Raw genomic sequence first — 25,734 nt, forward strand, 5'->3', positions numbered from 1 at the left:
ATGCCGATCGACGTCGAGATCGTCAGCCCCGAGCGCCGTCTGCTCAACCGCGCCGTCGACATGGTGGTGATGCCGGGCTCCGAGGGCGACCTCGCGGCAATGCCGGACCACGCGCCGATGATCGTGCTGCTGCGCGGTGGCGTGGTGTCGCTGCATTCCGGCGGCAGCGTGTCGGACAGCTTCTTCGTCGCCGGCGGCTTTGCCGAGATCACCGGCGAGCGCTGCACGATCCTCGCCGACGAGGCGACACCGCTCTCGGGCCTGTCGCGCGCCGAGGGCGAACAGAAGCTCGCCGATGCCCAGCGCGCCTATGACGAGGCCGACAAAAGCGACATCACCACGCTGGGCCCGTATCTCGACCGGCTGCAATCGGCCCGCGCCCATATCGAGGCGGCGCAGGGCTGAGGGTCAGGAAGCCTCCGTCTGTCCGGGGGGGCGCATTCTGAGGGCGAGAAGGTGGCGTGCAGTTGATGCCATCCAGCGCAGCGGGCCCGTAGCCTTCCAGGAGGTCGACTGTTCGTAGTGTTGGATGGCTGCGCGAAGCTGTGCGGACAACACGCGCAATTCGTCGCGTTCGGCAACGGCCGCGCGATATTGCCCGGACGCCTCTGCCTCTTCATTCTTCATGCGATGCATCAACCGATCCCGAGCCGCCTGATGCGTCACCGGATCCATCGGTGCATTGTCGTCCGACTTTCTCAAATGCGCATGGAACTCGCATCCGAGGTCGGCAACTTCGACGACCTTGAACGGCAGTAGCCCAAGATACTCACAATCCAGGAGCAGAAGCTCGATTGACGCCGGCGTAAACGCCGAGCAATGCGCGTCGACATACTCTTCCGTTTTCTGGGCGACACGCCCTATCAACTCCTGAAAGACCTCCCGCAGGTTCGGGGGCCCTCCGACACATTCAACCGGTGAAAAGCGGAAGAACGACGTGTCACGACGGATGCCGTCATCATAGCTTGCAAAATAAGCTGCATGATGGAAGTTCTGGAACGGAGTCGGCCGCTCCCTGTCCTCGATATAGGCTGCGAGCCAATCGGTGAGCATCGTCAGCGGGCGAAAGAAATCAAAGCAGGTCCGGTGATCCGGGATGGCCATCGACACCATGCCACCCGTTTTCAGGATCCTCGCACAGCCCTGCAGAAACTTGATTGGGTTGGACAGATGCTCGAAGTTATGAGAGGAGACCACGTAATCGAAGCTGGACAGAGGATAACGCCCGGCCACAATCCGATCAATCTGCACGGCGGAGCCGACAAGGTCGACCTCCTCGATCTCTTCCGCCCGTTCGGCGATATTGACATCGCCCGCTGCGCGTTCCTTCAGGGTGAGGGTGTCGAAGACGTCGAGCACAAGGCAATTATAGCCGTCCCGTTTCGGCGCAATGGGGCTCATCCATGGTCCGACCTCAATGCCAAGGCTTTGCTTGGACACGTATTTCAGAAGATGGTCTCTTCTATCCACGAATGGCTTCCTCAACCAGAAAGTCTGGCTGCGTAAGCTATCTTCGGTCCTCTCGGGGAGCAATCCGAGGGCGACGCTTGCGCACCTTCGCACCAGTTCGTGGCATTGAACTCGCGGTGCACGGCGGGCAAGGTTCGGGGCCGCGACCTTCGGTTTGCCTCCCCACGGGACCGGCGATAGCCTACGCATGGTAGGACGTTCAACTCAGTAGAGCGCGCGACGGATATAGATGGCAGACGTGACCGAAGCTCCGACTCTGCTGCAGTATTGCCTGCAAAACCAAGGCAAGACTATTGATCGTTGGTCGTTCTATATCAAAGCATACGATGAGATGTTCTCTCGCTACCGTCCCCAGGCGGTCCGCTTGCTGGAGATAGGCATCCAGAACGGCGGCTCCCTGACGCTCTGGGCGCAGTATTTCGGCGCGGCCACAGTCCTTGTCGGCTGCGACGTCAACCCCGCCTGCGCCGAGCTGCGCTACGACGACCCGCGCGTCCACGTGGTCGTGGGCGACGCCAATTCCGACGATACCGCGGCCCAGATTGACGAGATCAGCGCCGGCTTCGACCTGGTTATCGACGACGGCTCGCACCGGTCGAGCGACATCATCCGGTCGTTCGCCCGCTATTTCCCAAAGCTCGGGGACGACGGCTTGTTCGTTGCCGAGGACCTCCATTGTTCCTACTGGACGGAATACGAGGGGGGGCTGTTTGATCCCTGGTCCTCCGTGTCGTTCTTCAAGCGGCTGGCGGACATCCTGAACCATGAGCATTGGGGCGTGCCGCACGCCCGGTCGGAGATCCTGAGCTCGTTCAATGACCGCTATGGCGTGGCGCTGAGTGATGCCACGCTCGCGCAGATCCATTCCGTCCAGTTCCTGAATTCGATTTGCGTGGTCAGGAAGCGGCCGAGTGCGGATAATGTTCTGGGTCCGCGCGTGGTCGAAGGTCGCGAGGAGGTTGCCGAACGGCTCCTGGCGCGCAGCGGGTCGGTGTCTGTCCCGGCGGACCAGGGCGCGAACCCATGGTCGGCGCTGCCGCTGCCGGAAGACGAGCTGGTCGGGCTGCGGCACGCCAAAGCCGAGCAGGAGCGCGTGCTCGGGGAACAAGCACGCATCCTCGACGAACAGGCTCGCATCATCCGCGAGCAAACCCCGCTCGTCTCGGAACTGAAGCGCCTTCTCGACGCGCATGCGCGCGAGCTGGACAAGCAGTCGCGCATCATACCGGAACAGGCCCTGCACATCTCGCAACAGGAGCGCCTTCTCGGCGAGCAGGCGAGCGCACTCGACGCGCAGTCACTTATCGCCGACAGACTGCGCCGGACCGTCGCCGTCAGGGCCGGGCAGTTGCAGATCGCGCAGGAGTTCTCGCGCAAGCTGGAAATTCGGGCGGCGGCCGCGGAAGCAGCCACTGCCGCGCTGACGAGCCGGATCGGCGAATTCGAACGCCACGTCGCGGCATTGTCGGCGGGCTACATTGCCGAGCGGTCGGCAGGGGAGGCACGGCAAGCACTCCTGGACGCCGTTTGGCGGTCGACCAGCTGGCGGGTCAGCGGGCCGATCAGGTGGGTCGGGCTGCAGATCCAGCGCGGCAGGCGGACGGTGGGTCTGGCTTCCAGATTGGCGGCGCGTCCGGGAGGCGTTCCCCGGCTCGTGCGCGGCAGCATACGCGTACTGGGCCGCTACGGGCTGAGCGGATTGCGCACGACGCTGCGCGGCTACGAGCGCGGAGTCAGCCTGCCGCCGTCGCCGCCTCCCCTCCTGACAGTGTCGCCCGGCGCAGCTTTGCACAATGAAGACCCGTACGAGGTCATCGCGCGCGGGATCTTCGCGGAGCAACAGGCCGAGCTGTCGCACGAGACGGCGGCACGGGTCATCGACGGCTTTACGCACCGTCCGCTGATCTCCGTGCTGATGCCGGTCTACCGTACGCCGGTGCAATGGCTCCGCCGCGCCATCGAGTCGCTCCAGGAGCAGTATTACGACGACTGGGAACTCTGCGCGGTGGACGACCGATCCCCAGGCAGCGAGCAACGTGACCTGCTGCGGGAGTTCGCCGCCGCCGATCCCAGGGTGCGCACGGCCGTCATGGAGCGCAACGGCGGCATATCGGCGGCGTCCAATCTTGCGCTGCAGATGGCGCAGGGAGAGTTCATAGCCCTGCTTGACCACGACGACGAGCTGACGCCGGACGCGCTGTTGCGCATGGTCGAGGCGATCAACCGCCAGCCCGATGCCGACTTCATCTATAGCGACGAGTGCAAGATCGACGACACGCCAACGCGTCGCCTGTTCCACTTCGTGTTCAAGCCCGACTGGTCGCCGGAGATCATGTTCAACTGCATGTTGACCAGCCATTTGACGATCTACCGTAGCACTTTGGTCGAGCAGCTGGGTGGCTTTCGCAGCGCGTACGATTTCTCGCAGGACTATGACCTGGCGTTGCGCGTCTCGGAGGCGGCAAGGCACATCGTCCATGTCGAGCGTGTGCTGTACTTCTGGCGTGCGATCCCAGGCTCGGCGGCGAGCGGCGACAAGGTGGATGCCCGGGTCAGCAACATCGGCGCGCTGAACGCAGCATTGCAACGGCGGGAGATCCCGGGCCAGGCGACGCCGCTTCACTATGCGAACTGCGTACGCATCGCGGTGCCAGCCGACGACACCATGGTGTCCATCATCATCCCGTCGGACTCGTTGCAGAACCTACGCCTCGCGTTGCAGGCGATCCGGACCGGCACGGATTACGCGAATTATGAAGTCGTCGTGGTCTGCAACGGCCCATTGGCCGCGCGGTTGGCGGACGAGTTCGATTGGGGCGCCCTGATCTTTGCGCCTTACGACAAGCCCTACAACTTCTCCGACAAGTGCAACGAGGGTGCCAAGGCCGCCACCGGCGATGTTGTGGTCTTCTACAACGATGACGTGTTTCCGCTGCAGCGCGACTGGATCGAGCGATTGGTCGAATATCTCTGGGTTCCCGGCGTGGGCGGCATCTCGCCAAAGCTGCTGCACGCCAACGACACCATCCAGTATGCTGGCATGATCTCGGGCACACCGGGCCTGTGCGGCACGGCCTACAACAACGTACCGGCCGATGCGCCCGACTCCTTCCTGACGATGCACAAATATGTCAGAAACGTCTCGATCCTGTCGGGCGCCTGCTGCGCACTGCGCAAGGACGTGTTCTGGCAGGTCGGCGGCTTCGATGCCGACAATACACCCGACGCGCATTCCGATCTCGACCTCAGCTACAAGGTGACGGAGGCAGGGTTGCGCTGCGTCTACACGCCGCATGCGCTGCTCAGGCATATCGGCAACCATTCCTGGGGTGCCAAGCGGCGCAAGGATCGCGCCGACGCCTTCATGCTGCGGCGCTGGGGCGGCCAGCTCTCGAAGGACCCGTTCTTCACGGCCTCTATGAAGCGGGTGCTGTACCGGGATTTTTCATATCCCTACCGTATATTCGCCGAGCATCTCGACCCGCGACCTCCTGCCGCGGGGCCGCACGTCCTGTTCGTCTCCCATGAGCTGTCGCTGACGGGGGCGCCGCGCATGCTGCTTTATGCCGCAAAGGTGGTGCTGCAAGCCGGAGGCTTTCCGGTGATTGTCGCACGGGAAGACGGGCCGCTGCGGCAGGAGATCACCGAAGCCGGGATCGTCACGATCCTTGATGCCTCGCTCGGGCAGAACCACTTCCTGTTTGAACGTTTTGCGCGCAACTTCGATCTTGCCGTTGTTAACACAATCGCGCTCTCCGCCGTCATCAGGCAATTGTCGGCGATCGAGAACCTCCGGACGGTGTGGTGGCTGCACGAGGCGAGGTCGTTGGCAGTCGACCTGCAAAAGGTTGCCGACGTGCACTGGGCGCGTGTGCAGGTTCTGTGCAACGGCGCCTATGCGCGTCGCTTCGTGCCCGAGGGCATCGACGCCAAGGTGCTGCATTACGGCGTCCCTGACGTTCAGCCGGCCGAAGAGGCGCCGCACGGTCCGCGGCCCATGACCTTCTTGCTGTCGGGGACAATCGAACCGCGCAAGGGCCAGGACCTCCTCGTCGAGGCAATCGCCCTGTTGCCGGAGCATGTACGCCACGGCTGCCGCTTTTTGATGACCGGGTATCTATGGGAGATGCACCAGGAGTTCTGGCGGGAGATCGAGGGCAAGATGGCGCGATTGCCCGAGGTCGCCTATCTCGGGTTACGGGACCACCTGGAACAGCTTCGGCTCATCGCTAAGTCTGACGTGATCGTTTGCGCCTCTCGCGATGAACCATGGTCGCTGGTCGTGATGGAGGCCGCCATGTCGCGCAAGCCCAGCATCGTGAATGAGTGCGTCGGCGCCGGAGAGCTGTTCAACGAAGACAGCAGCTTTCGCTTCGAGTGCGGCAGCGCGTTATCGCTGGCGGGGCAGCTGTTGGCGGCCTACGAGCGCCGCGACGAGCTCCCGGCCATGGGACAGGCGGCACGGCACGTCTTCGAACAGGAACTCACCTTGGATGCCTTTGGTGCGCGCTTCATGGAGATGGTCGAGCAGCAGGCGGCGATTGGCGTGCAGGCCGGGCAGCTTATGCGGCTCTCACGGACGAAGGCCGCCTGACGCTGCCGCCCAAGCCCATCGAGAACCTTTCCAATCCGTCTATGACGCGCGCCAAGCATCGCTACTGAACGGGAGCCTGTGGATGACACGACGTGACCTGATCATGAAGGACATATCCGTCGGCCAGCGCGGCATCGAGGTCGGGCCATGGTTTAATCCGCTGGCGCCGAAGCGAGAGGGGTATAACTGCCTGTCAATGGATGTCTTCGACACGGAGACGCTTCGATCACGAGCGAACGCCGATCCACACATTACCGCTCAACAGCTCATGGACATAGAGGATGTCGATCTCGTCGGGTCATCGATCGCGATCGGCGACCTGATCGAGGCGCGAGGTGGTTCCGGGACATTCGATTATATCGTATCATCGCACAACTTCGAGCACCTGCCAAACCCGATTCGATTCCTGAATGGGTGTGCGAGCGCCCTGAAGCCGGGCGGCATGTTGCGCATGGCAATCCCCGATCACCGCATATGCTTTGACTATTTCCGACCGATCACCCGTCTTTCCGACTGGATACAAAGCTTCTACACGGATCAGCACAGGCCCTCGCTTGCCAACGTCTTCGAAGGCCGCGCGGTGTTCGCACATTACCTGGACGGCGGCCGCACGCGTTACGATTTCTTCCCCACAACTCCCGCCGAGACGGTGCGCTGCGACATACAGCTTGCCGAGGAGTGGGACTTCTGGGCGTCGCGGGTCCGCGCACATGGTTCAGCCAGCGGCTTTGGCGAAGACGAGTATGTCGACGCGCATTGTTCCGTCTTTACCCCTGCGTCGTTTGAACTCCTGGTGCGGGATTGTGGCTTCTTGGGTTTGACACGCTTTGCTGTCGCCGAGGTGGCGTCGCAAGGATACGAGTTTCATGCGTCCTTGCAGCCCGTGACGGATACGAACGATCTGAGGCCAGAGGATTATGCAACCATCAGAACCGGCCTGCTGCACCGCATCAGGAACGAAGAGGCAGAGAATTCAGGCGCGTTTCAGAAGTGCAGACAATCTCTCGAAGACACCCAGGCTGAGCTTCGTCGCCTGAAACTTCTTTATGGCGTGACGTGACTTATTGGGTAGAGAGGCCGGTTTCGTGTTGGACAAGGCTATGCTTTCCGACCTGCGAGTCATCATCGATAGCGGCATCTTCAATATCGGGTTGGCTAGCGACATCAATCGAGGTAACTGGACTCTGCAGCAGGCGATCGTGGATTATCTCAAGAAATCACGTGCCGTCGTGCCTCGCCGCCGTACTCGGACCGGATGGTCGGTCCGGCGACCGACCGAGGGTTTTCATCCGATGATTTACGCTGAGGATTGCGTGGATTACGATGAAGGCCTTGGTGAAGATCCACTCGCTCATTATATTCGGAGCGGCTCCCCGCAAGGCCGCTGGACGCACCCGGTGATGAGGCTCCGCTCCAGGCAGGATCCTCCGAAACCAAGCGCGCTTCGCATCCTGCTCCATTGCCACTTCTTCTACCCTGAGCTCCTGCCCGACTTCTTGAGGCGCACCCGCAGGAACAGCACGACGTTCGATCTTATCATCACCACGACCAATCAGCGAGATGCGCGGCTACTTGCCCTCGATGCGCCGGAAAATTGTGAAATCCGTGTCGTGCCGAACCGTGGGCGCGACATCGGCGCAATGATCACGGGGTTGGGTGCATCGACCTTGGAAAGCTATGACATCATCGGGCACATCCACTCAAAGAAAAGCCCGCAATACGATGCCTCTTTCGGAGAGCGTTGGCGCAATTTCCTGTGGGAGCAGCTCTTGGGCGGAGAATATCCGGTGGTTGATCATGTGATGGAGGCGTTCGAGGACGACAAGCAGCTGGGGCTGGTCTTTGCGGAGGACCCGCACCTCAATGATTGGGATCATAATAATGACGTCGTTCATGATCTGGCGCCCAGGATGGGCCTACCCAAGGCATTGCCACAGCACTTCGACTTTCCAATTGGGAACATGTTTTGGTGTCGTGCCGCCGCGCTGCATCCGCTGCTGCGGCTTGATTTAACCTGGGACAGCTATCCGACGGAGCCCTTGCCGGTCGACGGAACCATAATACACACGATTGAACGACTGCTTCCGTTCCTGGCGGCAAGCCGCGGCCTGTCTTATGCAACGACTTATGTCGATGGCTGCAGGCGGTAGTCGGTATCTTTCTCCTGTGGCAAGCTGGTGCCTGAATTGAAGCAACGACACTGTGCGCGGAGGAGATAAGGTCATGAACCCGGTCGTCATCGCGGTTGCCATCACCGGCTCGGTGCCGCGCAAGAAGGACAACCCGGCTTTGCCGGTGACGCCGTTCGAGCAGATCGAAAGTACCCACGCGGCCTTCGAGGCCGGGGCGGCCTTGGTGCATATTCATGTGCGCAACCCTGACGAGAGCCCGTCTTCGGATCCTGACCTGTTCGCTCAGGTGCAGGAAGGGGTGGTCAGGCACTGCCCGGGGATGATCGTGCAGTTCTCGACCGGAGGCCGCGGACGCGACCAGGCGCTTCGTGGCAGTTCGCTGATCCACCGGCCTGACATGGCGTCGCTTTCGACCGGCTCGGTCAATTTCCCGACGATCGTCTACGAGAACGCGGCCTCCCTGGTCACCGATCTCGCCACCCGCATGCAGCAGAACGACATCCTGCCGGAAATCGAGATCTTCGACCTGTCGCATCTGCACTGCGCTCGGCGCCTGGTCGAGGCCGGGCTGATGAACGAGCGCCCGCACGTGCAGTTCGTGCTCGGCGTCAAAAACGCCATGCCGGCCGAGGAGCATCTGCTCGACCTGATGCTGTCCGAACTGCGTCGCATCCTGCCGCATGCGACCTGGACCGCGGCTGGGATCGGCGTCAATCAATCTCCGGTGATGGAATGGGCGCTGGAGCGTGGCGCCGACGCCGTGCGGACCGGGCTCGAGGACAATATCCGTATCACAAAGGACCGGCTTGCCAGCGGCAATGCCGAACTCGTTCAGGTCGCGGCCGAGGCGATCGCCGCCCACGGTCGCAGGCCCGCGACGGCATCGGAGGCGCGTGCGCTGCTGGGGCTACGAGCGTGCTGAGGGCGCTCCGTCCTGCATGCCGTAAACGCGGTATTTTTCGATGATCCGGGCTGCCGGGAACTGCACCGTCACGTCGCCCTGCGCGTCAAGATAGCGCATGACGACGATGCCAAGCTCTTGATCGATATGCAGGTTGGGGTTGAGCCCGAGCGGCGCCTGGCTTGGCGACGAGCTGGCTTGCGTGTCGGCCTGGGAGGAGACCAAGCTTGACGCGCTGGAGCTTGGCGCGCTGGGACTAACGGGCGGCGTTGCTTCGATCCGCATGGGGATACATCCATTCCAGAAATAAGACAATAATCCGTTTTCGAGACGAATGGAAGCACCAATGCCGGTGTACAGGTTGGGCCAGCCTTGGCAAGCGGCGTGAAACCCGTATGACACCGTCATGGACAATGAAACCCCACCAGACCGGCTATCCGCCGATCCAGGCAGCCCGTTCCACGATGCAGCCCTGCTCGGGCGCGGCGTCGGTATCCGCTTCAAGGGTGTCGAGAAGGACAATGTCGAGGAATACTGCGTCAGCGAAGGCTGGGTCCGGGTCACCATCGGCAAGACCATGACCCGGCGCGGCAGCCCGATGACGATGAAGCTGCAAGGCCCGGTCGAGCCCTATTTCAAGAGCTGAGCGCAAGCCGCTCACGCAGCTTGGACCAGCGCCGCCGCCCGCCCGGATTGCGCAGTGCTGCCGCAAGCGCCCGGCGCTGGCCGATCAGCACCACCAGGCGCTTGCCGCGTGTCACCGCGGTATAGAGCAGGTTGCGCGCCAGCATCGTGTAGTGCTGCGTGGTCAGCGGGATCACCACCGCCGGATATTCCGACCCCTGGGCCTTGTGGATGGTGGTGGCGTAGGCCAGCACCAGCTCGTCGAGTTCGCCGAAGCCGTAGGTGACGTCGCGGCCGTCGAAGCGGACGGTGAGTTCCGACTGCTCGCGGTCGAGTGCGGTGATCATCCCGAGATCGCCATTATAGACGTCGCGCTCGTAGTCGTTGGCGACCTGCATGACCTTGTCGCCCGGGCTGAATACCCAGCCGAACCGCTCCACCCGCGCCTCGCCGGGCGGATTGAGGGCCTGCTGCAAGGCGACGTTCAGCGCCCTGGCTCCCAGGCCGCCGCGGTTCATCGGGCATAGTACCTGGACGTCGCGCACCGCATCCAGCCCGAAGCGGGCCGGGATTCGGTCGCGCACCACCGCAAGCAGCTTGCGCATCCCCTCTTCGGGCTCGGCGGCATCGATAAAGAAGAAGTCGGAGTCGGGGGCGGCGTCCAGCTCGGGCATCCGCCCGGCATTGATCCGGTGCGCATTGACGATGACCCGACTTTGCGCCGCCTGCCGGAACACTTCCGTCAGGCGCACCACCGGCACCGCGTTCGAGGCGATGATGTCGGCCAGCACCTGGCCCGGGCCGACCGAGGGCAACTGGTCGACATCGCCGACGACCAGCAGTGCCGCGTGGTCGGGGAGGGCCGCCAGCAGCGCGCGCAGCAGCGGCACGTCGACCATGCTGGCCTCGTCGACGACCAGCAGGTCGCAGGCGAGCGGCCGCTCCTCGCAGCGCTTGAAGCCGCCGCTGGCGGGGTCGCTCTCCAGCAGCCGGTGGATGGTGCGACCTGGCAGCCCGGTGCTTTCGGTCAGGCGCTTGGCGGCGCGTCCGGTGGGGGCGCACAGGGCGACCTCGACGTCCTTGGCGCGCAGGATTTTGAGGATGGAGTTGAGAAGCGTAGTCTTACCGACACCGGGACCGCCGGTGATTACCAGCAGCTTGGATGCGAGGGCGAGTCGCACCGCCGCCTGTTGGCTGGCGGCCAAAGCGAGTGCGGTCTTGCCCTCCACCCAGGCAATCGCGCGGTCGACGTCGATCGCGGCCCAGGGCAGCGGCGCCTGGCCGAGGGCGCGCAGCCGTCCCGCGATGGTCGCCTCGGCGCGGTGCAAGGCGGCGAGGAACACGCAGTCGCGTCCCAGCACGGTATCGGCGATCAGCATGCCGGCTTCGAGTTCGAGGGCGAGCCCCGCGTCGATCAGGGTGGCCGGCACCGCGATCAGTTGCTCGGTCAGCGCTTGCAGCTCGTCGCGCGGCAGGCCGCAATGCCCGTCCTGTGTTGCCTCGGCGAGCGCGTAGCTGATGCCGGCGCGCACCCTTATCATCGCGGTCTTCTCGATGCCGAGGTGGGCTGCGATGCGGTCGGCCGTCAGGAAGCCGATGCCGCGTATGTCGCGCGCCAGCCGGTAGGGGTTCTCGCTGACCAGACGCACCGCGTCGACGCCGTAGGTCTTGTAGATACGCACCGCGCGCGAGGTGCCGACCCCGTTCGCGTGCAGGAACAGCATGATCTCGCGGATTACCTTCTGGTCGGCCCAGCCGGCGACGATGCGGGCGGCGCGCGCGGGGCCGATGCCGGTGACCTCGCGCAGGCGCGCCGGCTGCTGTTCGATCAGCTCGAAGACCTCAGTGCCGAAGGCGCGCACCAGCCGGCTCGCATAGGCCGGGCCGATGCCGCGGATCATGCCGGAGCCGAGATATTTTTCGATGCCCTCGCGGGTGGAGGGCGGGCTTGCCTTGAGGAACGCCGCCTTGAATTGCGGGCCGTGGGTGCGATCAACGACCCAGTCCCCGGTCATCTGCACCCACTCGCCGGCGGCGATGGTGGCGGCATGCCCGACCACGGTGATCAGGTCGCGCTGGCCGCGTGCCTTGACGCGAAGCACGCAAAATCCGCTCTCTTCGCTATGGAACGTGACCCGCTCCACCAGGCCGGCGAGCGCCTCGGCCAGTGCCTACTCCTGCAGCACGGCGCGCAACGTCTGCCGGGTGCCCTCGGAGGCGATCGCCCGGCGGATGCCCGCGACTTCGGTCAGGAAGTCTGGATAGCGCGACAAGTCCCAGCCGGCGAAGGGACTCATGCGCAAAAAGGCGCCAGCGTCGTGCGCGCGCACCAGCGCCCAGTCGGCCTCGGTCAGCAGCGGCTCGGCGACGGCGTAGGGGGCGTCGTTGTCGTCGCGGCCGCGCAGATATTCCGCAAAGCAGGCGAGCAGGAAGGCGATGCGCACCGACGAGTGGGTGCCCTCCAGCACCGCGCGTGTGGTCGCCTGCAGGAAGACAGGCAGCTTGGCGGCGCTCTGGCCGGCGATGCGGGCAACCTGGTCGCGGATCGCCGGATTGGCGAAGCGGCGGAGGATCAGCGCGGCATAGTCGGAGGGCTGCATGCCGGGTGGTGCTGTAAGATGCGGGGCGGCGTCGCGCGCGAGGAACTGATCGAGCAGGCTCGCCACCGACTCGTCGGCCATCGCCTCATGCACCAGCCGATGGCCGAGCAGGATGGAGGGCAGGGCCATCATGCTGTGTCCGGCATTGAGCATGCGCAGCTTGACCAGCTCGTAGGGGTCGACCGCTTCGGTGAACAGCGCTCCGGCGGCGGCGAGATCCGGCCGTCCGGCGCAGAAATCATCCTCCAGCACCCATTGCGTGAAATCCTCGCGGAACACCGGGATGCGGTCGTCGGCGCCGCTCTGCTGGCGCAGGCGTGCGGCGTCCGCTGGTGTCACCGCCGGCGCAATCCCGTCGACCATGCTGTTGGGGAAGCTCACATGCCGCTCGATCCAGTCGGCCAGCGCGGGGTCGCGGGCGCGGGCGAAGCCGAGAAAGGCGGTGCGCGCGGTCTGGCCGTTATGCATCAGGTTGTCGCAGCTCAGCACCGTGAACGGACCGACTCCGGCGGTACGGCGGCGGTGCAGCGCCTCGGTCACCAGTCCGAACACGCTGCGCGGCGGCCCGCCTGCGAGGTCGTGGGCTACGGTGTCCAGTCGGAACGTGCCCGCGGCATCGAGATTATAGCCGCCCTCGGTGATCGTCAGGCTGACGATCCGGACTTTAGGATCGGCCAGCCGCGCCAGCACCGCCTCGACGTCGTCCGGCGCGTGCCGGTATTCGACGATCGCGCCGATCAGCCGCACCGAGGGCGGTGCCGCGGGCGGACAGATGGTCAGGGTGTAGAGGCCTTCCTGGGCGGCCATCGCTTGCGCCTTGTCGCGCTCGGCTTCGGTGTCCTGCACGCCGATGCCCAGAATGCCCCATTCGTGCTGGCGCGGATCGGTCAGCACCCGGTCGAGATAGAAGGCCTGGTGCGCGCGATGGAAATTGCCGACGCCGAGATGGGCGATGCCGGGTGTGATCCCCGCGCGGTCGTAGCCGGGACGGTGGATACGCGGGCCAATCGAGGCAAGCAGCGGATTATCCATCGCAACACTCCTGCGTCCCTGACGCAACGGCCTCGAGTTGCGCGGCCGCTTCCTACGTATCCTCGACCGCAAACGGCGCCTCGGCAACCTTCACACCAAAGGTGAAGGTGTCGGCACTGGGTCGAACGGGTTGATGGGCATTCGGGTAAAGCAACGTCTTCAAGCATCGGTTGTTGCCGACTTATATACGCTGCCTGCGCGACGCGACCGCATGCGCAAGGCGTGGATTTGGCAGCAAGACCCGGAGTTCGGCGTCGCGACCGAGCGTGCAAACTCGCCTCACCGACCCCACAATGAGAGACCGACCATGGACACGAACCCGACCGCGCAGACCGGCACCACGCAGACCGGCACCACGCAGACCGGCACCGCGCAGACCGGCACCGCAAACGATCCACGCTGGGCGCGCGTGCTCGCCCGCGACGGCACCGCGGACGGCCTGTTCTGGTATTCCGTCGTCACCACGGGCGTCTATTGCCGCCCGTCCTGCCCCTCGCGCGCGGCCAATCCGAACAACGTCGCCTTGCATGAGACAACCGCCGACGCCAGGGCACGCGGGTTCCGCGCCTGTAGGCGCTGTCATCCGGACGGTCTGTCGCCGATCGAGGCGAATGCCAGGCGCATCGCCGAGGCCTGCCGCCTGATCGAGCACAACGAGGAGACGCCGTCCTTGGCCGATCTGGCGCAAGCCGTGGCCCTCAGCCCAGGCTATTTCCACCGCCTGTTCAAGCAGGTCACCGGCCTGACACCGAACGCCTATGCCACCGGCCATCGCGCCGGCCGCGTCCGCGCGGCACTCGGCAGGCAAGGCAGCGTCACCGAGGCGATCTACGAATCCGGCTTCAACTCAAGCGGGCGCTTTTATGAGAACGCCACCGGCATGCTCGGCATGACTCCCCGCAGCTTTAAGGCCAAGGGCGCCGACGAAGACATCCGCTTTGCGATCGGGCAGTGTTCGCTGGGCGCGATCCTGGTCGCCTCCAGCACCAAGGGTGTGGTCGCAATCCTGATCGGCGACGATCCGGATGTGCTCGCCAAGGACCTCCAGGACCGTTTTGCCAAGGCGCGCCTGCTTGGCGGCGACGCTGAGTACGAGACGCTCGTCGCCCAGGTCGTCGGCTTCGTCGAGGCCCCGGGTCTCGGCCTCGACCTGCCGCTCGACATCCGCGGCAGCGCCTTCCAGCAGCGCGTCTGGCGGGCCCTTGCCGACATCCCGGCCGGGCGCACGGCATCCTACACGGAGATCGCGGCCAGGCTCGGTGCGCCCAAATCCGTCCGCGCCGTCGCCGGCGCTTGCGCCGCAAACCCGATCGCGGTCGCCATTCCCTGTCACCGGGTTGTCCGTCGCGACGGTGCTCTGTCGGGCTATGCCTGGGGCGTCGAGCGCAAGCGCCGGCTCCTGCAACGGGAGGCAAGGCCGTGAACTGGGCCGCCATCGGCGCCGACCTCGACAGCCAGGGCTGGACGGTGCTGCCCGACCTGATCGACGATGCCGGATGCGACACCATCACAGCCCTCTATGACGCCGAGCAGGGCTTTCGCAAGCGCGTCGACATGGCGCGCCACGGCTTTGGGCAGGGTGAGTATCGCTATTTCGCCTACCCGCTGCCGCCGCGGGTCCAGGCGCTTCGCGCGGACCTCTATCCAAATCTCGCGCCAATCGCGAACCGTTGGCACGAACGGCTCGGCATCGACACCCGCTTCCCCGACACCCACCAGGCATTCCTCGAACGCTGCCACGCGGCAGGACAGACGCGGCCGACGCCGCTGCTGCTCCGCTACGGCCCCAACGATTACAACTGCCTGCATCAGGATCTGTATGGCGCGCATGTCTTCCCGCTGCAGGTCGCGATCTTGCTGTCCGCACCCGACCGTGACTTCACTGGCGGCGAATTCGTGCTGACGCAGCAGCGTCCGCGTGCCCAGACCAGGGTAGCGGTGGTGCCGCTGGGCAAGGGCGACGCGGTGGTGTTCGCCGTCAACAGCCGACCGCAACGCGGCGCGCGCGGCGACCATCGCGTAACGATGCGGCACGGCGTCAGCCCGGTGTGCCGCGGACAGCGCCATACACTCGGAATCATCTTTCATGATGCCGCGTGATTGCGCGATGGATTTGTTCCCCGACGATCGCCGCCGCCTGATGCTTGATCCCGGCGCCGTTCTGCTCGGCGGCTTTGCACTGCCTGATGATCGCCTATTGCTTGAGGCAATCGCAACGATCGCCGAGGCAGCGCCCTTCCGCCATCTCGAAACACCCGGCGGACGACGCATGTCGGTGGCGATGACCAACGCCGGCCGGCTCGGCTGGGTCTCGGACCCACGCGGCTATCGCTACGATCCCAACGACCCGCTCGGCGGCGCCCCCTGGCCGGCCATGCCGCAAGCCTTCGCAGCCCTGGCGCGCAACGCCGCGGCGAAAGCGGGCTTCGACGACTTCGCGCCCGAGGCCTGCCTAATCAACCGCTACGAACCCGGCGCCAAGCTGTCGCTGCACCAGGACCGCGACGAACGAAACCTCGACCAGCCGATCGTCTCTGTCTCGCTCGGCGTCGACGCCTGCTTCCTGTGGGGCGGACCAACCCGAGCCGACCGCCCCCGTCGCCTCGCGCTGCATCACGGCGACGTTGTCGTCTGGGGCGGCCCTGCCCGGCTCACCTTCCACGGCATCGATACCTTGGCGCCCAGCACGCACCCCCTGACTGGCGCGCTGCGCTACAATCTCACCTTCCGTAGGGCGGCGTAGTCGGTCATCGGCCCCTCTCGCGCGCACGGTGATCTACGCGGCCACGATCGTCAGCTCGGCTTCGGTCGCGTCCTCGTCTGCTTCAGCATCGTCGCCCTCTTCTGTAAGGTTGCCGGTGTAGGCGGCTTTGCCCATCGCCTGCTCGATCAAGGCCAGCAACTGTTTCTGTCTGACATCCATGAAGATTTCGAACTTATCACCACGCAAAAGCATCGGGTCGATCAGGTGCGATCGCAGGTAGGTCTCGAGTTTCTGCCGTTCGATCGCAGGTGTTGTCTCGTTCCCCTTTTCTAACTTTGCAATGTATTGCGACGGTGCAACGCCACCGATAATTCGGTTCGTCCTGAAGGAGAGCGGTGTTTTGTTGATGATGGAATCAAAAATCGCCGGCTCGATACCCTGAGACCTACACCAACCCTGTGGAAAAATGTGGTGGATGTCGACGTTTTCTCCAAAGAAAACCGTATGATCGAATTTTTGCCCAGATCGGAAGTCCTGCGCACCCTCCTTCATTAAGAGTGCGTTCATTCCCTTGTAGGCAGCAGACAGCCGCATCCGCATTGTCTTCAGTCGGTCGGAGCGGAAAATCGTCTCGCTTACGGTCGAAGGTTCGGAGCCTCCCTTGAGCCAGAGAGGTACCTCCATGAAGTCGCGCGCGCTCCGGGATTCGACGGCAGAGCCATAAAGCTCGCCAAAGACCCCGTTCCAATACCATTGGACCAGCTTTGCGCGTACCGCGTCGTGTTCCCAGGCTTCCCCGACGTCGGCAAGGATCGCGGCCAAGGGGACGATCTGGGACTGATAGGGCAGATCAAAAATCCGGTAGATGTGCAGCATGTGCAAAAATTTGGCGGCCTGAGTGAACCCATGCTCCACTTTGGTTTCGAACTGCTTGTAGGCATCCAGCGGGAGGTCGAGGAGTGCCTGGCGGTTGCCGGAAACGGCTGGCAGTTCCTTGCCTTGCTTTCCAGCCTGTTCAGCCGTGCGCCGCCGTTCGCGGGTATAAAACAGCGAGATCGCTTGCAGGAAATCCGTGTTACTGACGCTCGCGAGGATGCCGGCATCGGAGTGCGCCGGCCTCAGAGCGTCAGCAAGTCGGCGATGACGCCCCTTCGTGCTGTCGTCACCGTACCAGTCCTTGCGGAGCTCGTGCCCCGACGCGGCATACAACGCCGTGACGAGCTCGAAGGCATCGAGCGCTTTGCCGCCGGTGTTGACCTTCTCGAAGACGACGCACACGGCCTCTTTTGAGGTCGATCGGTCCAGGGCGATCACCGGGACGCGGTAGTATTTAAAGTTCTCAAGGACTTGACGCTTGAAGCTTCGAAAATCCTCGCGGAGTTTTTTGTTCTGGTCACCTGACCAGAAATCATCGAAGCCGTCTTGCCACTTATCCCAATCGAACACCTGGCAGACGGGATACACAAGTGCTGCGTACTCCTTCTCCGGCGTTGAAAGATCGCGCGTGATTTCGCGGCCAAAGTCCGTGCGCTCGGTCCTGTCCTCCGGAACACCAATGATTGCCTCTTCCCGATCAACGGCTTCATCAAGCGCCTTTCGGATGTCGATGTAGAACCACCGGCGGACTTTCTTCTTTTTGGGCGTGACGGTTTCGACAACCTTGCCGCGCAGAATGACTTGGTAAAGCGAGGTGATACGCTGCTGGCCGTCCAGGAGGAGCGATTGCGGAGCCGTCTGGCGGCCAGTCGCAGGTGCGCCTTCGACAAGGCGCGGTCTGAAGTTCACCGGACCGCCCGTGTCGAGTGACATGAGAGCGCCAACTGGAAAGGCTCGAGAAACTGATGCGATCAGACTCTTTATACGGTTCTCATCCCAAACCCAGCTACGCTGAAAATCAGGAAGCTGAATGACGCCTCGATGGCAATCGTCGAGAAGTCTTTCCAGGTCAATTGGGTTTGTCTGAAACGTCGAGCCCGCCACCTTACTGCCTCCCCCTTTTGTATTGCCTGGCTGCCGATCAACGAACTGTTTCTTCGGCTAGGCCTTTGGCTACGTTGCTGTCCTATATGCCACAACACGATTGCTCCGGTAGCAAACCGAAACTTCTGTGCGGATACGCTACCCCCGCCCGCGATAGCCGGGCACGTCCTGGGCGGGTATCCACACGCCGGCCGGGGGTTCGCCGGTTTGCCAGAAGACGTCGATCGGGATGCCGCCGCGGGGATACCAATAGGCGCCGATCCTGAGCCAGAGCGGTTGCAGACGATCCACCAGGGTTTGCGCGATCTGCACGCTGCACGCCTCGTGGAAGGCGCCGTGGTTGCGAAAGCTGGTGAGATAGAGCTTGAGCGACTTGCTCTCGACGATCCAGCCGTCCGGCACATAGTCGATCACCAGATGCGCGAAATCGGGCTGGCCGGTGACCGGGCAGAGCGAGGTGAATTCCGGTGCGGTGAAGCGCACCAGGTAGCGATGGTGCGGATGCGGCGAGGCGACCCGCTCTAGCACGGCCTCTTCGGGGCTCGATGGCGTCGGCGTTGGTTGGCCGAGTTGGGTACGGGGTTCAGTCATCGGCGATGCTCATATCGGGGCGTTGCCACCAGCAGGACTCGCGCGGCGTCGGCAGCACGGCGCTGGGATCGCCGTCGAAGATCACGCTGTTGGTGGGCGTCTCCTCCAGCGTGATGGAGACGCAGCGCAGCACGTCGCCCTCGTTGTGCAGGAAGGCTGCCAGCTTGGCCATCATCAGGCAGGCCATCAGCTCGGTGGTCGGATCGCCTGGGGTGATGATGATGCGCGCGGCGCGGGCCGGCTCGTGCGTCCTGAACCAGCCGAGCAGCGGGTCGCCCGCGCCGAGCTGCAAGGCGTGGTCGAGCCGCTCGTCGATCCAGCGGTGCCAGGTGGCTTTGGCGCGCGCGAATGGCAGCGCCATGTTGGTAGCGCCGTCGAAGCGTGCAAGCGAGGTTGGTTGCAGGCGGACGCGAACGGTCTCGTTATGGCCGTGCGGCAGCGCGCAGCTCTCGCCGGCGCCGTTGATCAAGCGGTGCCCCATCGAGAAGCGGCGGCTGAACACCATGGCGCAGGACCCGCTCATGATGCGCGGTATGCCTCCCAACCGCGGCGTCGCAATTCACAGGCCGGGCAGGTGCCGCAGCCATAGCCCCAGGAATGCAGGGTCTCGCGCACGCCCAGGTAGCAGCTGTGGGTCTCACGGACCAGCAGATCGACCAGGCCGGTGCCGCCGAGGGACTCGGCGAGGGCCCAGGTCTGCGCCTTGTCGCGCCACATCAGCGGGGTGTGCAGCACGAAGCGGCGGTCCATGCCGAGATTGAGCGTCACCTGCAAGGCCTTGATTGTGTCATCGCGGCAGTCCGGATAGCCGGAATAGTCGGTCTCGCACATGCCGCCGACCAGATGGCGCAGGTCGCGACGCATCGCGAGGGCCGCGGCAAAGGTCAGGAAAAGCAGGTTGCGTCCCGGCACGAAGGTGTTCGGCAGGCCGCCGTCGCCAAGGCTGATTGCAGCGTCGCGGGTCAGGGCGGTCTCGGAGAGCTGGCCGAGGGCTGCAAGTTCGAGCGTATGGTCGGGGCCGAGGCGTGGCACCCAGCCGGCATCGATGCGCGCAAGGCCCTCGCGTACGGCTTTGCGGCAGGCGAGCTCGACGACGTGGCGCTGGCCGTAATCGAAGCCGAGCGTCTCGACATGCGCGAAGCGGTCCAGTGCCCAGGCGAGGCAGGTCGCGGAGTCCTGACCGCCGGAGAACAGCACCAGCGCACCTTCGTCGCCGATCATCAGGGGATCCCGATCATCTTGTGGGTCTGCACACTGAGCCGCCAGTGCGGGTGCGCGAGACAATAGGCGACCGTGGCCTCGGTGTTGCGCGCGCGGTCCGGGCCGTCCATCGGCTGCAGGAAGAAGTGCCGGAAGTCGCAGGTCTCGAACGAGGCCGGATCGAGCGCGTCCTGGGGGAATACCAGCTTAAGTTCGTGGCCTTGCCGCTGCCGGAACGCCGCTCCTGCTTTCGGGCTTACGCAAATCCAATCGATCCCGGCGGGCGCCTCGATGGTGCCGTTGGTTTCGACCGCGATGGTAAAATCGCGGCGGTGCAGGGCTTCGATCAGCGGTGCGTCGACTTGCAGAAGCGGCTCCCCGCCGGTGATGACGACGTAACGCTGAGCCGGCCCGCCGCGCCAGCAGCGCGCGATCGCCTCCGCCAGAGTCTCGGCATCGGCGAAGCGCTCGCCGCCTACGAAATCGGTGTCGCAGAAGCGGCAGACAGCCTCGGCGCGGTCCGCCTCGCGTCCCGACCACAGATTGCAGCCGGCGAAGCGGCAGAACACCGACGCCCGGCCGGAGTGCGCGCCCTCGCCCTGTAGGGTCGCGAAAATTTCCTTCACCGCATAGGCCATGGGCCGGGGTGTCGCCTATTCAGGCCATCGGACGCAAGCCGAGGCGTTCGAGCAGGCGCATGTCGTGGCTCTGGGTGGGATTGGGCGTGGTCAGCAGTTTCGGTCCGCAGAAGATCGAATTGGCGCCAGCAAGGAAGCATAAAGACTGGGCCTCGTCGCTCATGCTCTCGCGGCCGGCGGAGAGCCGGACCATGCTGGCCGGCATGATGATCCGGGCGGCGGCGATGATTCGAACGAAGTCGATCGCATCGATTGGCGGCGCGTCCGCCAGCCTGGTGCCCTGGACGCGCATCAGCAGGTTGATCGGCACGCTCTCGGGGTGCTTCGGCAGGCAGGCGAGGGTGGCGAGCAGGCCGGCCTGGTCCTCCTCGCTCTCGCCGAGCCCGATGATGCCGCCGCAGCAGACATTGATGCCGGCGTCGCGCACATGCGCCAGCGTGTCGAGCCGGTCCTGGTAGGTGCGGGTGGTGATCACCGCGCCATAATGTTCGGGCGAGGTATCGAGGTTGTGGTTGTAGTAGTCGAGCCCGGCGTCGGCCAGACGGCCGGCCTGCGGCGCGGTCAGCATCCCCAGCGTGACACAGCTTTCCAGGCCGAGCTTGCGCACCTCCTCGACCATGACGCAGACGCGGTCGAGGTCGGCATCCTTGGGCGCGCGCCAAGCGGCCCCCATACAGAACCGGCTCGCACCGGCCGCCTTGGCCGCGCGCGCCTCGGCCAGCACCGCATCGAGCGCCATCAGCTTGCTCGCTTTCAGGCCGCTTTCGTGATGCACGCTCTGCGAGCAGTAGCCGCAATCCTCCGGGCAACCGCCGGTCTTGATCGAGAGCAGTGTCGAGAGCTGGATGTCGCGTGGGTCGAACGCCGCGCGATGGGTCGTTTGTGCCCGAAACAGCAGGTCCGGGAAGGGCAGGGCGATCAGCGCCGCGACCTCCGCGCGTGTCCAATCATGGCGCACTTCAACGGTCATCGCGAAACCCTTCCACGGCCGCGACCAGGGCGCGACGGATACCGGACTCGAGCGCCGAATGGCCGGCGTCCGGGATGATTGTGAGACGTGCCGAGGGCCAGGCATCGGCGAGCTGGTAGGCGCTGCGCGCCGGGCAGATCATGTCGTAGCGGCCTTGCACGATTTCCGCTGGCAGATGCGCGATCCGGTGCATGCGCGCGAGCAGGCCGTCCTGCGGCAGGAACAGCTTGTTGGCGAAATAATGCGCCTCGATGCGGGCGAGACCCAGCGTGGCGCGGTCGCGCGAGAAGCCGGCGACGGCGGCTGGGGTCGGCAGCAGGGTCGAGCAGGTGCCCTCGTAGATCGACCAGGCGCGCGAGGCTGCGAGATGGACGGTAGGATCCGGGTCGGTCAGACGCGACAGATAGGCGCCGAGCAGGTCGCCGCGCTCGGTCTCGGGCAGGTAGCCCGCGAACGCCGCGTGCGCGTCCGGGAACACCTGGGCGAGACCATGCAGGAACCAGTCGAGTTCCTCCGGTCGCCCGAGAAAGACCCCGCGCAGCACCATCGCGCTGACCCGTTCGGGATGCATCTGCGCGTAGCACAAGCCGAGCGTGGAGCCCCAGGAGCCGCCAAACAGCAGCCAGCGCTCGATCCCCAGGTGCAGACGCAGCGCCTCGATGTCATCGAGCAGGGCCGGCGTGGTGTTGCCGGTGATGCTGCCGTGCGGCCGCGACCGGCCGGCGCCGCGCTGATCAAAGACCACGACGCGCCAGTGGCCCGGATCGAAAAAGCGCCGATGCACCGCGCCGGCTCCGGCCCCGGGGCCGCCGTGCAGGAACAGCGCCGGCCGTCCCTGTGGATTGCCGATCTGCTCCCAATAGAGCGAATGACCACCCTCGACGGACAGATATCCGGTCTCATAGGGGTCGATTTCCGCAAACAGATCGCCGCGCGCCATGTCGCGACTATACCCGTATGCGGCGGCACCGCTAGGATCGCGGTATGAGGGTGCATCTGCATGATGCAGGCGCGGGCAGAGCCTGGTTCGGCGCCGGCGCGGTGATGGGTCTGTGCGCGGTGGCGTTCGCGGCCGTGTCGGCGCATCTGCCCGAGCGGATGCTGCATGCCGGCGGCCGCGAGGCGTTGCGTGCCGCCGTGCAGATGCTGGGCTGGCATGCAGCGGCCCTGCTGGCGTGCGGGTTGTGGCTGCGGCAGGGCGGTCGGATCGCCGTGCATCTCGCCGGCGCATGCTTCGTGGCAGGAGCCGTCTGCTTCACGGTGGGTGTGGCGGTGCCGGTGCTGGGCGGCCCGCATCTGGGCATTCTTGCGCCCACCGGCGGCAGCCTGCTGATGCTCGGCTGGGCGTCGCTCGCGGTTTCGGCGTTGCTTTAGCGCGCGCGCCGGCGCTCGATCAGCCGCTCCGTCGCCTGGCGGATGCGCGTGCTGGCAGTGCCGCTGCCGTTCTGGACGATCATGCCGGTCTCCACCTCGAACACCAGCAGCCTGCCGTCGGCAAGCACGCTGCAATCGAGACCGAAATAATCCAGCCCGACCCTTCGCGCGATCTCGGTCAATGCACGGACCGCTCGCGCCGGCATCGCCGCGGTAAGGTTGTCGAGGAAGCGTTGCTCCTCGGCCTGCTTGCGCGGGCACGCCTGCATCCCGGCATTGTAATACCAGACCGCCCAGTCGTGGTGGATTGCCAGATGCAGCGGATAGGCAATGCCGTCCACGAAGATCACCCGGTATTTGCGCCAAAACCCGTCCGCGCTGCGATAGTCGATGAACGGTGCGATGGTGAACACGCGCACGCGGCGATGCTCGACGTAATAGGCGTCCAGTTCGGCGTCACTGCGCACGCAATGCAGCTTTTCGCCCGCATGCGAGCCGAGCGGGCGGATGATGATGGGCAGGGCGATCGGCGACGGCTCGCCATGCGGCACCAGATGATGCGAGGGCACGACGCCGTCTGCGAGGTTCTCGAGCAGGTGCGCGGTGCCGGCGCGCGACAGGCGGGCAATGCGTGCGCCGCAATTCATCGTGGGCTTGCCGAGTGACGCGGCCAGCGCATCGGCGGCGCGCAGCATCGCACCACTCCGCGCGTCCTCCGCGATCGCAATGAAGACCACGTCCACCGCGGGCAGGTCCCGGGGGATTGCAGCATGGGGATCGCGCAGGACGGCATCGGGGTCGGCAATCCAGAGCGTGTGCAGCAGGGTGCTCTCGTCGAACAGCCGATCGAGCGGCAGGTTCGTCTGGTAGTCGCCGGGGGCTGCCAGCACCAGCACCGAGCGGCTTGGCGGTACGTCCGCCAGATGCGGCCGGGTGAACAGCGGGTCCTCGGCGATGGCGGCATGCAGATGCGTCAGCGCCGCGTCGCGGTCGCGCAGGAATTGACAGAGATCCCAGAGCAGCCGGTTGGCCTGTCGGCGCAGGGACGGATCGGCTGTCGCACGTTCTAGACGGCTGCGCGCATCCTGCCACTCGGCCGCCAATTGATCGCTCATGCCCCCACCTTTGCTTACGGCCGCCGTCCGGAAGGGAGCATGGCTGCAAAAGATGGATACAGTGTGAATGCTTCCCACCGCGCCGGCACTGGTGTGAGATAGCGTGTCTCCAGGAGAGCACGTCATGACCTTGCACTTCGCCGACCTGCACCCGCCGCGGCCAACCAGGCAGACCCTCGAGGCTGCCCATGCCGCGATCCATACGGACCTCGCCGCTGGTGCTGCGGATCGTCGCGGCACGGCGCTGGCACGATGGGACGAGGAGCGGCGGCGCTACGAGAGCTGGAGTGCGCTCGTGCATCTGCGCTTCTCGCAGGACACCGCGAACGCCGAGGCGCGCGCCGAGCGCGACTATGCCGACGCACTGGCACCTGAGGCGACCCGGCACGAGGTTTCGGTCAAGCGTCATCTGCTGGACCATCCGGATCGCGCCGCCCTGATCGCCGAGCAGGGCGCGCATCGCGTGCGGCTTTGGGAGATGGATATCACCACCTTCGATCCGGCAATTGCGCCGGCGCTCGAGGAAGAGGCGCGCCTGTGCGCCGAATATACCGAGCTGCTCGCCTCGGCACGCCTCGACGTCGAGGGCACCCGGGTTAATCTGTCCGGTCTCGCACCGTTCCAGGAAACGCGCGACCGCGATGTGCGCCATCGTGCGGAGCAGGCGCGCTGGGCGTTCTTTGCAGCCAACGCGGAACGGCTGGACGGGCTCTATGACCGGCTGGTGACGCTTCGCCACGACATGGCGGCGACGCTTGGTTTTGCCAGCTACACGCCGCTCGGCTACCGGCGCATGCGCAGGGTGGATTACGGTCCCGAGCAGGTGGCGGCGTTCCGCGCCCAGGTGCTCGAGCATGTGGTGCCGCTGGTGCACAGGCTGCTGCGGCAGCGAACCGCGGAACAGGGTTGGGACCGGCTGTATGCCTGGGACGAAAGTCTGATCGATCCGGCCGGCAATCCGCGTCCTGCCGGCGCGCACGACCTGCTGATCGAACGCGCCACCATGATGTTCGACCGCATGGGCCCGGCACTCGGCGCCTTCTTCAGGACGATGAACGACGGCGGCTTTCTCGATCTGCGCAATCGCGACGGCAAGGCGGGAGGCGGCTTTTGCACGTCGTTTCCGACCGAAGGCGTGCCCTTCATCTTTGCCAACTTCAACGGCACCCATCACGACATCGCGGTGTTCACGCACGAGATGGGGCACGCCTTTCAGAACTGGCAGAGCCGTGACCTTCCGGGCATCGACCTGCTATGGCCGACCATGGACGCCGCAGAGATCAATTCGATGGGGCTCGAGTTCCTCACCTGGCCGCATATGGAATTGATGGTCGAGGAAGGTGCCGCCGACCGCTACCGGCGCATGCACCTGATCGCATCGCTGGCGTTCCTGCCTTACGGCGTCTGCGTCGATCACTTCCAGCACGAGATCTATGCCGACCCTGCGATGAGCGCCGAGGGCCGGCATGCGCTGTGGCGCCGGCTGGAGCGGCTCTATATGCCGTGGCGCGACTATGGCGATCTGGATTATCCGGCGAAAGGCGGACGCTGGCAGGCGCAGCTGCACATCTATCGCCTGCCGTTCTACTATATCGATTACACGCTGGCTTTGTGCTGCGCGATGCAGTTCTGGCTGGCGGCGCGGCGCGATGCGGACGATGCCATGCGGCGTTACACCGCGCTGTGCGGGCAAGGCGGTTCGGCGTCGTTCACCGACCTGGTCGCCTCGGCCGGACTGGTCAGCCCGTTCAGTCCCGGCGCACTCCACGATGTCGTGCGCGAGGCGGAGACGGTGCTGGCGCTGTAGCC

At 64.9% G+C, this 25,734-nt stretch carries 23 protein-coding genes; 11 read left to right on the plus strand and 12 right to left on the minus strand.

The window, feature by feature from the left end:
• Nucleotides 1-405, plus strand: a complete 405-nt coding sequence (atpC, locus tag ACQY4K_RS20070; RefSeq protein ID WP_428391955.1) for an ATP synthase F1 subunit epsilon — start codon at nt 1-3, stop codon at nt 403-405.
• Nucleotides 406-408: 3 nt separating this feature from the next.
• Here the strand turns inward: atpC and ACQY4K_RS20075 are convergent, their stop codons facing one another.
• Nucleotides 409-1,470, minus strand: a complete 1,062-nt coding sequence (locus ACQY4K_RS20075; RefSeq protein ID WP_428391956.1) for a methyltransferase domain-containing protein — start codon at nt 1,468-1,470, stop codon at nt 409-411.
• Nucleotides 1,471-1,834: 364 nt separating this feature from the next.
• Between ACQY4K_RS20075 and ACQY4K_RS20080 the strand changes: the two genes are divergently transcribed.
• The 4 genes from ACQY4K_RS20080 to ACQY4K_RS20095 all read left to right on the plus strand — a co-directional run bounded on the left by ACQY4K_RS20080 (nt 1,835) and on the right by ACQY4K_RS20095 (nt 9,118).
• Nucleotides 1,835-6,064 carry a glycosyltransferase gene (locus ACQY4K_RS20080; RefSeq protein ID WP_428391957.1) on the plus strand — a complete coding sequence of 1,410 codons (4,230 nt, stop codon included), beginning with the start codon at nt 1,835-1,837 and terminating at the stop codon, nt 6,062-6,064.
• Nucleotides 6,065-6,146: 82 nt separating this feature from the next.
• Nucleotides 6,147-7,124: a class I SAM-dependent methyltransferase gene (locus ACQY4K_RS20085; protein WP_428391958.1), complete on the plus strand. Its 978-nt coding sequence runs from the start codon at nt 6,147-6,149 to the stop codon at nt 7,122-7,124.
• Between the two features lie 40 nt (nt 7,125-7,164).
• The gene (locus tag ACQY4K_RS20090; RefSeq protein WP_428391959.1) at nt 7,165-8,214 is read left to right on the plus strand and encodes a rhamnan synthesis F family protein; all 1,050 of its coding nucleotides are present in this window, start codon (nt 7,165-7,167) and stop codon (nt 8,212-8,214) included.
• A gap of 73 nt (nt 8,215-8,287) precedes the next feature.
• Nucleotides 8,288-9,118 (plus strand): 3-keto-5-aminohexanoate cleavage protein, encoded by an 831-nt coding sequence (locus tag ACQY4K_RS20095; RefSeq protein WP_428391960.1) that lies wholly within the window; start codon nt 8,288-8,290, stop codon nt 9,116-9,118.
• On the opposite strand, the gene ACQY4K_RS20100 is transcribed toward ACQY4K_RS20095, so the two are convergent.
• The gene (locus tag ACQY4K_RS20100; RefSeq protein ID WP_428391961.1) at nt 9,104-9,382 is read right to left on the minus strand and encodes a hypothetical protein; all 279 of its coding nucleotides are present in this window, start codon (nt 9,380-9,382) and stop codon (nt 9,104-9,106) included. The genes ACQY4K_RS20095 and ACQY4K_RS20100 overlap by 15 nt on opposite strands.
• A gap of 121 nt (nt 9,383-9,503) precedes the next feature.
• On the opposite strand from ACQY4K_RS20100, the gene ACQY4K_RS20105 reads away from it, so the two are divergent.
• Nucleotides 9,504-9,743 (plus strand): DUF3297 family protein, encoded by a 240-nt coding sequence (locus ACQY4K_RS20105; RefSeq protein ID WP_428391962.1) that lies wholly within the window; start codon nt 9,504-9,506, stop codon nt 9,741-9,743.
• On the opposite strand, the gene recD2 is transcribed toward ACQY4K_RS20105, so the two are convergent.
• Together recD2 and ACQY4K_RS20115 are read right to left on the minus strand one after the other, a co-directional pair.
• Nucleotides 9,733-11,889 carry an SF1B family DNA helicase RecD2 gene (gene recD2 / locus ACQY4K_RS20110; RefSeq protein WP_428396241.1) on the minus strand — a complete coding sequence of 719 codons (2,157 nt, stop codon included), beginning with the start codon at nt 11,887-11,889 and terminating at the stop codon, nt 9,733-9,735. The two genes, ACQY4K_RS20105 and recD2, sit on opposite strands and share 11 nt — an antisense overlap.
• A 3-nt stretch (nt 11,890-11,892) precedes the next feature.
• Nucleotides 11,893-13,353, minus strand: coding sequence for a mannitol dehydrogenase family protein (locus ACQY4K_RS20115; protein ID WP_428391963.1), 1,461 nt, complete (start codon nt 13,351-13,353; stop codon nt 11,893-11,895).
• Between the two features lie 307 nt (nt 13,354-13,660).
• Between ACQY4K_RS20115 and ada the strand changes: the two genes are divergently transcribed.
• Genes ada through alkB form a run of 3 tightly spaced genes read left to right on the plus strand, consistent with a single transcriptional unit; the run spans nt 13,661 to nt 16,096 of the window.
• Complete coding sequence (ada, locus tag ACQY4K_RS20120) at nt 13,661-14,776, plus strand: bifunctional DNA-binding transcriptional regulator/O6-methylguanine-DNA methyltransferase Ada (protein WP_428391964.1); 1,116 nt, start codon at nt 13,661-13,663, stop codon at nt 14,774-14,776.
• Nucleotides 14,773-15,453: a 2OG-Fe(II) oxygenase gene (locus ACQY4K_RS20125; RefSeq protein WP_428391965.1), complete on the plus strand. Its 681-nt coding sequence runs from the start codon at nt 14,773-14,775 to the stop codon at nt 15,451-15,453. The genes ada and ACQY4K_RS20125 overlap by 4 nt, the downstream gene beginning before the upstream one ends.
• The gene (gene alkB, locus ACQY4K_RS20130; protein WP_428391966.1) at nt 15,440-16,096 is read left to right on the plus strand and encodes a DNA oxidative demethylase AlkB; all 657 of its coding nucleotides are present in this window, start codon (nt 15,440-15,442) and stop codon (nt 16,094-16,096) included. Before ACQY4K_RS20125 ends, alkB begins: the two co-directional genes overlap by 14 nt.
• Nucleotides 16,097-16,129: 33 nt before the next feature.
• Here alkB and ACQY4K_RS20135 read toward each other — a convergent pair whose 3' ends face one another.
• The 7 genes from ACQY4K_RS20135 to pip all read right to left on the minus strand — a co-directional run bounded on the left by ACQY4K_RS20135 (nt 16,130) and on the right by pip (nt 22,376).
• Nucleotides 16,130-18,037, minus strand: a complete 1,908-nt coding sequence (locus ACQY4K_RS20135) for a GmrSD restriction endonuclease domain-containing protein (RefSeq protein ID WP_428391967.1) — start codon at nt 18,035-18,037, stop codon at nt 16,130-16,132.
• Nucleotides 18,038-18,175: 138 nt separating this feature from the next.
• Nucleotides 18,176-18,628 carry a preQ(1) synthase gene (gene queF / locus ACQY4K_RS20140; RefSeq protein ID WP_428391968.1) on the minus strand — a complete coding sequence of 151 codons (453 nt, stop codon included), beginning with the start codon at nt 18,626-18,628 and terminating at the stop codon, nt 18,176-18,178.
• Entirely contained in the window at nt 18,621-19,151 is a 531-nt protein-coding gene (locus tag ACQY4K_RS20145) for a 6-pyruvoyl trahydropterin synthase family protein (RefSeq protein ID WP_428391969.1), read from the minus strand. Before ACQY4K_RS20145 ends, queF begins: the two co-directional genes overlap by 8 nt.
• Nucleotides 19,148-19,849, minus strand: coding sequence for a 7-cyano-7-deazaguanine synthase QueC (gene queC / locus ACQY4K_RS20150; protein WP_428391970.1), 702 nt, complete (start codon nt 19,847-19,849; stop codon nt 19,148-19,150). The genes ACQY4K_RS20145 and queC overlap by 4 nt, the downstream gene beginning before the upstream one ends.
• On the minus strand, nt 19,849-20,466 hold the full coding sequence (gene queE, locus ACQY4K_RS20155) for a 7-carboxy-7-deazaguanine synthase (protein WP_428391971.1): 618 nt from the start codon (nt 20,464-20,466) through the stop codon (nt 19,849-19,851). Before queE ends, queC begins: the two co-directional genes overlap by 1 nt.
• A 19-nt stretch (nt 20,467-20,485) precedes the next feature.
• Nucleotides 20,486-21,436, minus strand: a complete 951-nt coding sequence (gene bioB, locus ACQY4K_RS20160) for a biotin synthase BioB (RefSeq protein WP_428391972.1) — start codon at nt 21,434-21,436, stop codon at nt 20,486-20,488.
• Entirely contained in the window at nt 21,426-22,376 is a 951-nt protein-coding gene (gene pip, locus ACQY4K_RS20165) for a prolyl aminopeptidase (protein WP_428391973.1), read from the minus strand. Before pip ends, bioB begins: the two co-directional genes overlap by 11 nt.
• A gap of 44 nt (nt 22,377-22,420) precedes the next feature.
• Here pip and ACQY4K_RS20170 point away from each other — a divergent pair, with 44 nt between their 5' ends.
• Entirely contained in the window at nt 22,421-22,810 is a 390-nt protein-coding gene (locus ACQY4K_RS20170) for a DUF423 domain-containing protein (protein WP_428391974.1), read from the plus strand.
• Here ACQY4K_RS20170 and ACQY4K_RS20175 read toward each other — a convergent pair.
• Entirely contained in the window at nt 22,807-23,925 is a 1,119-nt protein-coding gene (locus ACQY4K_RS20175) for an ATP-grasp domain-containing protein (protein WP_428391975.1), read from the minus strand. The two genes, ACQY4K_RS20170 and ACQY4K_RS20175, sit on opposite strands and share 4 nt — an antisense overlap.
• A gap of 124 nt (nt 23,926-24,049) precedes the next feature.
• Here ACQY4K_RS20175 and ACQY4K_RS20180 point away from each other — a divergent pair, with 124 nt between their 5' ends.
• Nucleotides 24,050-25,732, plus strand: coding sequence for a M3 family oligoendopeptidase (locus ACQY4K_RS20180; protein WP_428391976.1), 1,683 nt, complete (start codon nt 24,050-24,052; stop codon nt 25,730-25,732).
• The last annotated feature ends 2 nt before the right edge of the window (nt 25,733-25,734 follow it).

Source organism: Lichenicoccus sp. (assembly GCF_965276875.1).
Taxonomy (GTDB): Bacteria; Pseudomonadota; Alphaproteobacteria; order Acetobacterales; family Acetobacteraceae; genus Lichenicoccus.